Raw genomic sequence first — 12,320 nt, forward strand, 5'->3', positions numbered from 1 at the left:
CTCCTTTAAACACAAGACTACTCAGTAGATTCGTCTGTTTGTGATTCTGTATTCTCTTGTGCTTCTGTATTTGGTTGTGTTTCTGGTTCTATTGGGACTTCATTTTCCGCTTCTTCTACTATGGTTTCAGAACCCGTGTCTTCTAACACTTCTTGTTCAGGCGGAATTTGATCTTCTTCTAGATTTTCTTCTTGCTCTTTTGCTTGAGCAGGATAAAAAATCTCAGGTGGATAAAGTTCAATAATTACGGGATCGCTCCCTACGACAAGCTGTCCTGCTTCAACGCTTTGTGTCATCGCATAGCCTTGGCCAGCAATCTCTAGTGCTAAACCACTTAAAGCTTGATAAGCAAGCAGTTCTCTCTTAGACCATCCAGTAAAATCAGGTAGCGTTGTGTCTCCAGCTGTTTTCAGGATCACACGACCACCTTTTAAGACAGCATTACTTGCTTCTGGGTACTGAGAGATAATTTCTTCGGTATTCCCTATTACCTCAACTTCAATACCTAACTCCTGCAAAGCTTTAGTCGCTTGTGTCACTGTTTTACCCGTATATTCTTCCATTGGCACTGTAGCGGCTTCCGCCATATTTTCTGGTTCGATGTTCAAATACTTCAAACTATTTTCCATTACGGAAGTAAAGATTTTCGCTACCGGTACTGAACCATACTCGTTAGTTGGCACATTAGGTTGTTGAACACCAATGTAGATAAGCAATTCCGGATCATCTGCAGGAGCCATCCCTAAAAAGGAGAACAAGTAATTATTTCTACCTGTTAAATAGCCGCCACCTTCTCTTGGTACTTGAGCTGTTCCCGTTTTTCCGGCAACTGTATAATCTTTTAATGCAAAACCTCGCGCTGAGCCTACTTCAGATGTAACAGTTGAAGCCAATACTTCTTTAACTTGATTTGCAGTTTCAGCTGAAATCGGCTGTCCTGCTTCTTGTGGTTCGCTTTTAACCGTTACTTTTCCTGTGTCGGAATTTTTGATTTGATCGATCACATACGGTTTCATCATAACTCCGTCATTGGCAATAGCAGACGCCGCTTGAATCATTTGAATAGGCGTAACTGTAGAACCTTGACCGTATGCAGTCGTTAACTTATTAATTGGCCATTGGTTCAAGATTTTACCTGATGCTTCTTTTGGCAAGTCGATGCCTGTTTGTTCCCCGAATCCAAAAGCATCTACATAGTTCATGAAAGTATCTGCTCCAAGACGTTCTAGTAAATACGCCATCGAAACGTTCGATGAGCGCTGGAAGCCTTCTAAAAACGAAATTGTTCCCCAGCCACGACCACTGTTATGATCTCCGATTTTGCTATCCAGTAAAGTATATGTACCCGATTTGTAAGAAGCATTGGGATCCCATTTACCTTCTTCAATAGCAGCAGCTAATGTGAACATCTTCATAGGTGAACCGGGTTCAATCGTTAATTCGATGCTTTCATTTAGCCAGTTATCGGATAATCCTTCTCGCGTATTCGGATTAAATGTTGGGCGTTGAGACATTGCTAAAATTTCACCAGTCTTAGGATCTGCAATAACCGCAATCATGCGTGTTGGGTCGTATTCTTCTTGTACACCTGTCATCGCATCTTCTAAGAAATTCTGCAACGTTTTGTCCAATGTGAGTTGAACATCTGCTCCATTTACTGCTGGGGTAATTGCAGATTCATTGTTCGGCAGTAAGAAGCCCCATTTATCTGTATCAAACTCCATTTTGCCATTTTTCCCTGTTAATACATCATTGTGAATCGATTCGAGACCCATTCTTCCCGTTGTTTTTGTTTCTCCATTTTCTAGCTCTTCTTTCATCGCATAGCCGATTAAATGAGAAGCAAAAACGCCATTAGGATATAATCGTTTTAAATCTCGAACAAATAATAAGCCTGGAATGTCTTCTTCTTTCATTGCAAGCATCTGCGTGTGACTAATTTCACGACCTGCAGAACCGAACTCTACTTGATAACGGTCTTTTTCGACACCATTTTTTAAAATTTCTAGAATTTTTTCTTCAGGAGCATTCAAATATCCCGCTAATTTCTTAGCGGTTTCTTCAACATCTACAACATGCTGTGGATCACTAGCTTTCTGAGTAACTGATTCATCGAGTACTGCCACTAGTTTATAAGTTAGTGTATCTTCAGCTATCACTTCCCCATTGCGATCGACAATGCGTCCACGCTCAGCTGTCAACACTTCTTCTTGATTGTATTTCGCTGCAGCTTTAGCAGCTAGTTCTTGTCCTTCCACTTTCCCCGTGGCTTGTATGGTTACAATTCTCGCCAATAAAAGGAAAAAGAGCCCTGCGAATAACAAAAATAGCAGAAAGGCTCCTCCTTGAAATCGAAACTTTTTTTTCATTGTCCAGGCACTACCTTTACATTTTGCTCATTTAATTTAAGGCCAAGCTCTTTTGCTTTAGCCCAAATGCGCTCATATGAAGACAGTTCACTTACCTGTACGGACAAATCTGTATTTTGCTTCGTTGTTTCATTGACTGATTGTTCAATTTTTTGAATTTCTTGAGTTGATGCTTGAATCGTTGCTTGATTCTGCAAAACCAGCAATGCACACATAATACAGACTGCTACAAAAGTTGTATACAGAATTTTTTCACCTTTTGTGATTAAGCCTTTTTTTCTAATCGATTGTTGCTGGCTCGGATTTCGAGGTGCGGCCGGCTGTTGGATGTAATCTTCTGTTCTTGCATTCAGTGCCATCTGAACACGTCCTTACTCGTTTATTTTTTCTGCAATCCGCAACTTAGCGGAGCGTGATCGATTGTTATGTTCTAGTTCTTCTTCAGAAGGTAATATTGGTTTTCTTGTAATTAGCTTTAAAATTGGTTCCATTCCATCAGGAATTACCGGTAAGTTCGGTGGCAATTCAGGTAGTGAAGAGGCTTCTTTAAAAATTGCTTTACAAAGTCGATCTTCTAACGAATGGAAAGTAATCACACTAATTCTTCCGCCAATTGCTAGTAGGCTAACGGCGTCTTGTAAAGATGTTTCTGCTGCACCTAATTCATCATTTACTGCGATGCGAATGGCTTGGAATACTCTTTTAGCAGGATGTCCACCTTTTCGACGGGCAAAAGCAGGAATTCCATCTTTGATGCATTCCACCAACTGACCCGTAGTTTCGATTGGTTGCTTTTCTCTTGCCGCTTCGATTTTACGTGCAATTTGCTTTGAAAATTTCTCTTCGCCGTAACGATAAAAAATTCTTACTAAATCTTCAAAAGACCATTCATTTACTACGTGATAAGCACTTAGTTCTGCACTTTGGTCCATTCGCATATCTAAAGGTGCGTCGTTGTGATAACTAAATCCTCGTTCTGGTGTATCCAATTGTGGAGAAGAAACGCCTAAGTCATATAGAATGCCATCAACTTTTTCTACCCCATGCATTTCCAATTCTTCTTTTAAAAATTTAAAGTTAGCATGGATAAATGTAATTCTATGTAAATACTCTTGTAGTTTTTCTTTTGCATGAGCTATCGCCGTTGCGTCTTGATCGAAACAATATAAATGACCTTGGTCAGATAATTGCTGAACCAAATATTCGCTGTGTCCTGCTCCGCCCAGCGTACAATCAACATATATGCCATCAGGACGAACGTTCAGACCATCGACAGTTTCATGCAGTAAAACCGTGGTGTGATTGAACAATCCATTCCCCCCGTTCACTTTTAAAAGTCAAAATCAGTTAAATTTTCCGCGATTTCACTAAAGGAATCTTCGGATGCTGCAAAATAGCTTTCCCATGAATCTTTTGCCCATATTTCAAAACGGTTGGACACACCTAAGATAATGCATTCTTTTTCAAGTTTCGCGTAAGAAATTAATGTCGTCGGTATATTGACGCGCCCTTGCTTATCAAGTTCCACTTCTGAGGCACCTGAGAAAAAAAAGCGTGTAAAAGCACGTGCGTCTTTTTTCGTGACCGGCAGTTCTTTAAGCTTTTCTTCAATTTTCTGCCATTCTTCCATAGTGTAGCCAAATAAGCACTGATCTAGACCTCGAGTAATCACAAAATGATCTCCCAAGAGTTCACGGAATTTAGCCGGTATGATTAACCGTCCTTTTGCATCAACGCTATGTTGATATTCGCCCATGAACATATCCTTCACCCCACTTATTGTAATAAATGTACCACAATCCCCCACTTGTCACCACTTGTTTTTGAAATATTTCATGTTTGTTACAGTAAAATATCTCAACAAGTTATTTTGACATAAAAAAAGCCTGCATAAGCAGGCTTTTCAACTTAAAAATAAATAATTTTATGATTTTTGTCATAACAGAGCGGAAGTGCTAAAAGATCTTTTACAAGGTCGACTCCATACTGATTCATATAAGTAAACGGACAGTATGTTCTTTCTTGAAAACCTCCATTAGGTAATAGTTCATTTTCAATGGCAGCGTAATGTTCGAACTCAATGCTGTTTTGAAGTATTACTTCATCTTGCAATTTGTTTTTCAAGAACTTTAGTTGCTTAACATGCAATTGTAAATTCTTCTCCACAATCGGCGTTAATCCCTTACTGACTAAAGAGAATTGTTGTTTGATTTGCTCATAATTTTTTTCTAATTCAAGTTCTAAGTTTGCCAGTAGCGCTTCCGCTTCTTGTTCACGAATCGTCTCCATCAATCGGTTTCTCATAGCCGCTATTTGATGTTCGTTAACAACAGAAGAAAAATCTAATTTGTACTTATTTAGTAAACGCTGCGTTTTGCGGTTTACAAGCGTCAAACTTAAACGAGGCATAATTACCGGTAATTCCATATCGAATATTTCAAACGCACCTTTTAAAGCTGCCCAATAAGCAATTTCGCCCGGGCCGCCAACAAAAGCGAGTACTGGAAAAACCATTTCCTGCATTAACGGCCGCGTCACTACATTATTGCTTAATAGCTCTGGTGTTTCTTCTGCAATAGTTAGAAGTTGCTGTTTTGTGAAACGAATGGAGCCATTGTTCGCTACAAACTCTGGACCTTCACGTTCTAGTAACAGCCGTTCTCCTTTAACGTTTATAAATAGATTTGCAGCAGTTTCTTCTGCTTCAATTACTGCACTATAGCCATCTTTCACAAGAGACTTTTCAGCAACCGTTACAACTTTTGCGATATCAGCTGAACGATTAATCATTTCTACAAAATAAGGAGACTCATATTTCCGAAACGCTTTATCTGCAGCATCTATGTACAGTAGCCCTTCTTCTTGAAAGAAATAATGAATAAGTTCTGCGAAAAAGTCTGTGAACGATCGAGATTTTTCCAACAAACCGAATGCTAGTTTTTGTATGTCTTTCGAGTGTTCTGTTTCTGGAAGGCTGCGGAAATATTCTTCTAAAAAAGAAGCCGTTTTTGGTTTATTAAGATTTGCTGACGAAGCTGAGTTTTTGCCGTATTCAGCATAAGGGATATTCAATTTATCCATCCGACCATTTACTTCTCGATAAAGGTGACTAACTTCAGCTAAATCATGATCTTCTCCAGCAATCCAAAAAACTGGCACTACGGGTGTTCGGAGTTGCTCAGAAGCTTGTTTAGCAAGAATAATGACAGATATCGCTTTATGTACCGTATAGAGTGGTCCTGTCAGAATACCTGCTTGTTGACCAGTAATTACAACAGGCGCACCTGCTTCTAAATTTTCTAAATTCTGTTGAGTCATTTCAGACAGTTTTTCCCGTCCCATATAATCACGCAGTATACCTGTAAGCTTCGAACGATCAACAGAATGATTTTGTAGGTTTTTCAATCGTTTTTCAAATGACGCTAGTTGTGGGTCATATGAAAAATACTGGCGAAGTACCGGTTTGCCATTTATATAATCACTCATCAATTTACTGGCTGGTTCAACGTACTGTTCCTCTACTTTCATAAAAAAGTCCCCTTTTCCGTTTACATTCAAAATCTACTATAGCAAACGCATCTCTCAAAGAAAAAAAATACGCCTACTAAATCGATTTAACAATGATGGAAATAAGACCTACTATCCATACAAGCGCATACAGAGAAGCTAATAGCAAAAAGTAAGTTCTCCATAATTTACGAAAAAACGGGATAATTTCAAGTTCTTTCGTATTTCTCCACTCGATGACTAATAATATTATTGCTAATACAAGAGCGACGAAATAAATGTATGCAGAAATGGAAAGACCCCAAAGAAATTCTACACTGGCTGGGACAGAAAAGAATAATAAAAAAGTTGTCACGTCTGAAGCTAAGACCAATGCTTTTTGCTTTTTGCTTTTTAGCAAAAAGAGATAAACAATAATAAAAAGAAGAAAAGGAATATACAAAAATACAGTTGCAATTGTAAACAAAATTGTCATTGAGTTACCTCAACAGTTTTCAATAAATGATAGAAAGCTTTAAACAAAGGCAACTCTAATTTTGATTGATTTAATACATACACCATTAGTCCGTCGACCTCCATTGGATCATTAGCTAAACGGTCAGCAAACATCCTCGATACTCTTTCGGGTTCTGCTGCACACATTGTTGCAACATTTTCAATCGGTTGCAACCATTCAATTTCTGGAAATGCCAAATACAATTCATTATATAAATTTCGGAACAATTCATAAGCATGAGGGTTAGTAATTAGCTCACCATTTCGTATTTTCATCATGGCAGTTAAAGGATCGATCAAACTGCTGAGTAATACGTTTTCAAAAAGTGATTTTTCAATGTCCTCAACCCATTCACTTTGCCAAGCATCGGTTGTAAGAAGCGGTTGAAATTCTTCTGACTGCCCTTTGATCAACCCAAATCTAAATTGAGGCGATTTACTAAAGCTAATTTCCGTATCTTTTACTTTGATGCAATCCGTATCTACTATACCCGCAGTGATATGGCGATGTGATAATGCAGTGGCTTTTTCTAAAAAAAGCATACCTTGTTGCAGAAAAATGATTTTGTTGCTTGGGCGACGAATTTTCAACAACCTCAATATCGGTGGTAATTCATCATAGTTCACCGTCACTAGAACAAAAGCCTCCGCATCGATTTGCTCAAAGTCTGTATAGGCAGCTACTTTTTGACAATTTCCATCATTTATAATTCCTTGCTTGTTAATTATCGCGGCTTGCTCTTCGTGCTGTGTAATGACTTGCACTTCATGGCCCGCTTTTTTCAGTAGATAAGCTGGTAACAATCCACTGACTCCAGCTCCGATAATTGCATATTTCACGGAATCACTCCTTACAGTGCCACAGTTTTTTTCTTAAAAAAGAAGCCTGCCCATATTAGGCAGACTTCTAATAATAATCTATTATACAGGATAAATCGGATGTTTTCGATATGGCAATGGTAAATCTTTTGTTTCGTAAAATGACAAACGCTGAGATAGCACTGAACGCAATTGATGCGGTGCTACTATTTCATCAACAATCAGTTCAGAAGCCAAGCGATAAATATCAATTTCTTCTTTATACTCTTGATGTTTTTCTTGAACATACTTAAGGCGTTCTTTCGGATCTTCAATTGCTTCGATTTTGTTAGAGTAAACAGCATTGACAGCTGCCTCAGGACCCATTACTGCAATTTGTGCTGTCGGCAACGCAATACAGACGTCCGGCTCAAAGGCAGGGCCTGCCATCGCGTATAATCCAGCACCATAGGCTTTACGGACAATCACCGAAATTTTGGGTACAGTGGCAGAACTCATTGCCGCGATAAACTTCGCACCGTGACGAATAATTCCAGCACGCTCTACTTTTGTTCCAATCATAAATCCTGGAACGTCCGCTAGGAACAATAACGGAATTGAAAAAGCATCGCATAGGTTGATAAACTTCGCGCCTTTATCAGCTGAATCACCAAACAATACGCCGCCTTTAACTTTTGGCTGGTTCGCAAGAATCCCCACTACTTGTCCATCAATACGTGCAATCCCAGTAATCAATTCCCCAGCGAACAGTTTTTTAATATCGAAAAAACTGCCCTCATCAACCAATTGATCAATCAATTCATACATATCAAAAGGTGCATTTTGGTTTTCTGGAATGATTGCTTCAAGTGAACGTCCCGCTTTTGCTGCTTTTGCTTCAATCTTTTCAGGCTTGATCGCAAAGTTAGCTGGGAAGTTTGTTAAGTAACGACGTGCTTCTGAGATAGCTTCCTCTTCTGTTGCAACTAATACATCACCAACACCACTCACTGTACAATGCATGCGAGCTCCGCCCATTTCTTCAAGCGACACTTTTTCACCAATAACTTTTTCAGCCATGCGCGGTGAACCAAGGTACATCGAAGCGTTGCCGTCTACCATAATCACAATGTCACAAAAGGCAGGAATATATGCGCCCCCTGCAGCAGATGGACCGAATAGTAAACATACTTGTGGCACCATTCCAGACATTCTTACTTGATTATGGAATATTTTACCTGCACCACGTCGGTTAGGGAACATATCTAGTTGATCGGTAATACGTGCACCAGCAGAATCTACTAAGTAGAGCATAGGCACTTGCATTTTTTCTGCAGTTTCTTGAATACGGATGATCTTTTCAACCGTACGCGAACCCCATGATCCTGCTTTTACAGTAGAATCATTCGCCATTACACAAACCGTTTCACCATTAACTTTACCAATAGCGGTGACCACGCCATCCGCTGGAAGGTCATTTGCTTCAACATTAGCAAAACGTCCGTCTTCTGCATAGTTTTCATCATCGAATAATAATTTCAACCGATCACGGACAAATAATTTATTGCTTTCTTTCATTTTGTCGTGATATTTTTGCTGCCCCCCAGCAAAAATTTTTGCAAGCTTTTGTTCTAAACGTTCATTATACCCTGTTGTTTCAGTCGTTTTTGTCATTTCACTGTCCCCTTTGCTTAAAACGATTACTCGCCTACTGTGATCAACAAATCGCCTTCATTAACGAAACCGCCAACTTCAACGTGAACTTTTTCTACAGTTCCACCGAATTCAGCTTCTACTGGTATTTCCATTTTCATTGATTCGATTGTTAAAACAGCTTGTCCCGGTGTAATTGCTTGTCCTTCAGCTGCTAATACGTTTAATACCGTTCCTGCCATTGACGCTTTTAGTTCTTTCATAATGTATGTTCCTCCTTCTTTTTTCCCATCCATTGCGGCAATACTGCTGTAGCATAGTCGCCTGAAACAAATTGTTCCGATCCAATAAATTCCTTGAATAACGAAATATTGGTTTTTACACCATTAATTGTAACATCATTAAAAAATGCTTGTGACTTCGATAATGCTTCGTCACGATCTGCTCCGTGAATAATAACTTTTGAAATCATTGGATCATAAAAAGGTGTGACTAAATTGCCTTCTTCATAACCCGTTTCAATACGTGCCCCTTCACCCCATTGAAGCTTTTCAAGCTTGCCAGGTGATGGGAAAAAGGTTTTAGGATCTTCCGCGTAGACGCGGTATTCAATTGCATGGCCATGAGTGTGTATCGTGTCTTGAGCTGGGAGCTCGCCTCCATCAGCGACAGTCAACTGCCATTCAACCAAATCAAGTCCTGTTACTTCTTCTGTTACAGGGTGTTCAACTTGCAGACGTGTGTTCATTTCCAAGAAATAAAACTCATTATTAGCATCAACGATAAATTCGACAGTGCCTGCATTTGTATAGTTCACTGCTTTTCCAGCTTGTAACGCTGCTTCACAAAGTCGCTCACGTACTTCTTGTGGCAAATTCGGTGAAGGTGATTCTTCAATCACTTTTTGATTGCGGCGCTGGACAGAACAATTTCGTTCATATAAATGAACAAGGTTGCCATGGTGATCTCCAAAAATTTGAACTTCGATATGCCTTGCATCTGCAATAAACTTTTCAAGGTAAACAACATCGTCACCAAAATAAGCTTTAGCACGATTTTTAACCGATTCAAACTGTTGAGTGAGCGCTTGCTCACTTTCACAACGAACCATGCCAATTCCACCGCCACCTGCACTCGCTTTTAACATAAGTGGATAACCGATTGCCTCGGCCTCTTGCAAAGCTTCTTCAAGCGTCGTCACGCCTTCTTCTGTACCTGGAACTACGGGTACTCCTGCTTGAATCATCGTTCTACGCGACTCAATTTTATCACCCATTTTTTCAATAATATCACTTGAAGGCCCGATAAACGTCATACCAGCTTCTGCGACTTTACGAGCAAAATCGGCGTTTTCGGACAATAAGCCATATCCAGGATGAATTCCATCAACTCCATGTTTCTTTGCTTCTTCAATGATTTTGTCAACTTGTAAATAAGACTGTACGACCGGGTTTGGACCGATCAGTACAGCTTGAGTTGCTTCACTAACGTAAGGCAGATCCCCATCAGCCTCAGAGTGAATAGCAACCGTTTCGATTCCAAGGCGATTACATGTACGAATAATTCGACGTGCAATCTCTCCTCGGTTCGCGATTAGGATTTTTTTCATATTTGAAATACCCCCTATGTTTTCTCCCTTCTATAGCATATACGAATTTTGTAAGCGATTTCAACTATTCGCTGAAATATTTCTTGTATTTTGTTATTTTAATAGGGTTGGTTTTTCAAACGCCCACAGTGAACTAGTGAATTACCGCTCATTCTCATAAAAAAAGAAACCTTTCCTAAAGAAAGGTTTCAGCTTTTCGGTTTATTGAGAAAGCGATCCACCGCTTCGTGATGAGGGTCTTTTTCCCATAGAATGGCACATCTTCGAACTTCTTGTTCAACGCGTTCTTGTAAATCCGTTTTTTTCCATTTGCGAATAGCCATTTCTTTATAGGCGCGGTGCACATCTGGATGAATGTTTTTCATGCGTTCAAAAAACACTTCAATGTCTCGCTCTTCTTGAATAATGTCTGTTGCCCATCCAAAATCTTTTAGTTCGTTTGCTGTATAAACTTTCGCCTCACTGAGCATTTTTAATGCTTGATCATGTTGCAAAGTTTCTAACAGATACGTTCCTCCACCCCAGCCACTTGTAATAGCGAGCGTCCCTTGGATAAAGCCACATTTCACATGATCCCATACAAGCCTGTAATCGCATGCTGTAGCTATTTCACAACCTCCGCCGACAGCTACACCATTCACAAGGGCAACAACCGGTACAGGTAGCGTTTTGATCGAATATAGCACGTCACTCACTCGCTTTAACATGCCATACGCTTCTTGTTCAGTCCGTAGGGTATGAAATACAGACAAATCACCACCTGAGCAAAACGCTTGTTTCCCCGTAGCGGTAATGATGACCATTCGAACAGATGGATGTTTCGCTTTTTCTACCAGTTCTTCAAGACCTGCTGTTACTTCGTTATTAATGGCGTTGCGAATTTCAGGACGGTTTATGGTAAATGTCATAATGCCGTCCATTAGGTTTATCGTATAAGACAATAGAATCCCTCTTTTCTGCCGGTTTCCTTAAAAATCTACTTATTTATGTATAGAGAAAAAGGCTATCGAGAGCCATGGCCTCTCAATAGCCTTTCAGCAGCAAATACTGTTTTATTTGCTTGCTACTACTTCTTTCCCTTTGTATGATCCACATGCTTTGCAGACGTGGTGAGCCAATTTACTTTCGCCACAGCTTGGGCAAATTACCATGCCCGGCACTGACAATTTAAAATGTGTACGGCGCTTTCTTTTAGCGGTTTTGGACGTTCTTCTAGCTGGTACAGCCATTGGTGACACCTCCTTACACTAATTCTATTCATCTGACTGATCAAAATACTTTGCTAAATCAGCAAGTCTTGGATCCGGTTTTGGTGGTGCCTCTTCTTTCTCAGCTTCGTACTCTTCGTCTGTTGAATACGACCAATCATTTCCGCCTTTTATAACGGCTTGATCAGCGTCTTCCTTAAACACTTGAATCGGAATCTCTAGCAAAATGAGTTCTTCTAGTATTGGCTGAAGGTTTATAACTTCAGTTTCTACAAAATGAACATCACTCAACTTGTCTTCTTGACCATTTCCAGACCAATCGAAGACCTCAACCGTATCAACGTTTATCGGAAACTCAACATCTTCCCAAGTTCGAGCGCAAGGCAGCGTGAGCATACCTTCGAGATGGAGTTGGCACGTTAATTGTTGCGAACCAATTGTGCAATGTCCTGTAACATGTACAGGTGAAATTTCCCGAATATCGCTATTCCGTGATTTCACTGCATCCAAATGAACCATTTGGTCAATTGGCAGTCCGTCTTTGCGATGCTTTTGTAGCTGTTGAATCGCTATTTTCATAAGTAATCACCTCAAGACAACAAAGTTGATTATATAATGCACAGAAAAAGATGTCAAGAAAAAATCTTGTCACTCTATTTCAAACATCGGTATACTAAAGTT

13 protein-coding genes are annotated in these 12,320 nt (G+C 39.8%); all 13 read right to left on the reverse strand.

Annotated elements, in window-relative coordinates; genetic code table 11:
* Nucleotides 1-17 precede the first annotated feature (17 nt).
* A complete protein-coding gene (locus BCM40_RS10855) occupies nucleotides 18-2,369 on the reverse strand; it encodes a penicillin-binding protein (RefSeq protein WP_065525912.1) in 2,352 nt (783 codons plus the stop codon).
* On the reverse strand, nucleotides 2,366-2,728 hold the full coding sequence (gene ftsL, locus BCM40_RS10860) for a cell division protein FtsL (RefSeq protein ID WP_065525911.1): 363 nt from the start codon (nucleotides 2,726-2,728) through the stop codon (nucleotides 2,366-2,368). Before ftsL ends, BCM40_RS10855 begins: the two co-directional genes overlap by 4 nt.
* 12 nt (nucleotides 2,729-2,740) lie before the next feature.
* Complete coding sequence (rsmH, locus tag BCM40_RS10865) at nucleotides 2,741-3,679, reverse strand: 16S rRNA (cytosine(1402)-N(4))-methyltransferase RsmH (protein ID WP_008430733.1); 939 nt, start codon at nucleotides 3,677-3,679, stop codon at nucleotides 2,741-2,743.
* A 20-nt stretch (nucleotides 3,680-3,699) separates the two neighbouring features.
* Nucleotides 3,700-4,131: a division/cell wall cluster transcriptional repressor MraZ gene (gene mraZ, locus BCM40_RS10870; RefSeq protein ID WP_008430731.1), complete on the reverse strand. Its 432-nt coding sequence runs from the start codon at nucleotides 4,129-4,131 to the stop codon at nucleotides 3,700-3,702.
* A gap of 146 nt (nucleotides 4,132-4,277) precedes the next feature.
* Nucleotides 4,278-5,897 carry a bacillithiol biosynthesis cysteine-adding enzyme BshC gene (gene bshC, locus BCM40_RS10875; protein WP_065525910.1) on the reverse strand — a complete coding sequence of 540 codons (1,620 nt, stop codon included), beginning with the start codon at nucleotides 5,895-5,897 and terminating at the stop codon, nucleotides 4,278-4,280.
* Between the two features lie 76 nt (nucleotides 5,898-5,973).
* Entirely contained in the window at nucleotides 5,974-6,351 is a 378-nt protein-coding gene (locus tag BCM40_RS10880) for a DUF3397 domain-containing protein (protein WP_065525909.1), read from the reverse strand.
* On the reverse strand, nucleotides 6,348-7,211 hold the full coding sequence (locus BCM40_RS10885) for a ketopantoate reductase family protein (RefSeq protein ID WP_065525908.1): 864 nt from the start codon (nucleotides 7,209-7,211) through the stop codon (nucleotides 6,348-6,350). Before BCM40_RS10885 ends, BCM40_RS10880 begins: the two co-directional genes overlap by 4 nt.
* 81 nt (nucleotides 7,212-7,292) lie before the next feature.
* Nucleotides 7,293-8,843, reverse strand: coding sequence for an acyl-CoA carboxylase subunit beta (locus BCM40_RS10890; protein WP_065525907.1), 1,551 nt, complete (start codon nucleotides 8,841-8,843; stop codon nucleotides 7,293-7,295).
* A 26-nt stretch (nucleotides 8,844-8,869) separates the two neighbouring features.
* The gene (locus tag BCM40_RS10895; protein ID WP_038704331.1) at nucleotides 8,870-9,085 is read right to left on the reverse strand and encodes a biotin/lipoyl-containing protein; all 216 of its coding nucleotides are present in this window, start codon (nucleotides 9,083-9,085) and stop codon (nucleotides 8,870-8,872) included.
* The gene (locus tag BCM40_RS10900) at nucleotides 9,082-10,431 is read right to left on the reverse strand and encodes an acetyl-CoA carboxylase biotin carboxylase subunit (RefSeq protein WP_065525906.1); all 1,350 of its coding nucleotides are present in this window, start codon (nucleotides 10,429-10,431) and stop codon (nucleotides 9,082-9,084) included. The genes BCM40_RS10895 and BCM40_RS10900 overlap by 4 nt, the downstream gene beginning before the upstream one ends.
* A gap of 188 nt (nucleotides 10,432-10,619) precedes the next feature.
* Complete coding sequence (locus BCM40_RS10905; protein ID WP_197681393.1) at nucleotides 10,620-11,372, reverse strand: enoyl-CoA hydratase/isomerase family protein; 753 nt, start codon at nucleotides 11,370-11,372, stop codon at nucleotides 10,620-10,622.
* A 111-nt stretch (nucleotides 11,373-11,483) separates the two neighbouring features.
* Entirely contained in the window at nucleotides 11,484-11,660 is a 177-nt protein-coding gene (rpmF, locus tag BCM40_RS10910) for a 50S ribosomal protein L32 (protein ID WP_006828847.1), read from the reverse strand.
* Between the two features lie 24 nt (nucleotides 11,661-11,684).
* Entirely contained in the window at nucleotides 11,685-12,218 is a 534-nt protein-coding gene (locus BCM40_RS10915; RefSeq protein ID WP_065525905.1) for a YceD family protein, read from the reverse strand.
* Between the last annotated feature and the right edge of the window lie 102 nt (nucleotides 12,219-12,320).

The organism is Planococcus donghaensis (assembly GCF_001687665.2).
GTDB lineage: Bacteria > Bacillota > Bacilli > Bacillales_A > Planococcaceae > Planococcus > Planococcus donghaensis.

Bases quoted from the DNA above. Each gene is read 5' to 3' on its own strand.
- BCM40_RS10855 (WP_065525912.1), bottom strand. From the start codon at position 2,369: ATGAAAAAAAAGTTTCGATTTCAAGGAGGAGCCTTTCTGCTATTTTTG.
- ftsL (WP_065525911.1), bottom strand. From the start codon at position 2,728: ATGGCACTGAATGCAAGAACAGAAGATTACATCCAACAGCCGGCCGCA.
- mraZ (WP_008430731.1), bottom strand. From the start codon at position 4,131: ATGTTCATGGGCGAATATCAACATAGCGTTGATGCAAAAGGACGGTTA.
- bshC (WP_065525910.1), bottom strand. From the start codon at position 5,897: ATGAAAGTAGAGGAACAGTACGTTGAACCAGCCAGTAAATTGATGAGT.
- BCM40_RS10880 (WP_065525909.1), bottom strand. From the start codon at position 6,351: ATGACAATTTTGTTTACAATTGCAACTGTATTTTTGTATATTCCTTTT.
- BCM40_RS10890 (WP_065525907.1), bottom strand. From the start codon at position 8,843: ATGACAAAAACGACTGAAACAACAGGGTATAATGAACGTTTAGAACAA.
- BCM40_RS10895 (WP_038704331.1), bottom strand. From the start codon at position 9,085: ATGAAAGAACTAAAAGCGTCAATGGCAGGAACGGTATTAAACGTATTA.
- BCM40_RS10900 (WP_065525906.1), bottom strand. From the start codon at position 10,431: ATGAAAAAAATCCTAATCGCGAACCGAGGAGAGATTGCACGTCGAATT.
- rpmF (WP_006828847.1), bottom strand. From the start codon at position 11,660: ATGGCTGTACCAGCTAGAAGAACGTCCAAAACCGCTAAAAGAAAGCGC.
- BCM40_RS10915 (WP_065525905.1), bottom strand. From the start codon at position 12,218: ATGAAAATAGCGATTCAACAGCTACAAAAGCATCGCAAAGACGGACTG.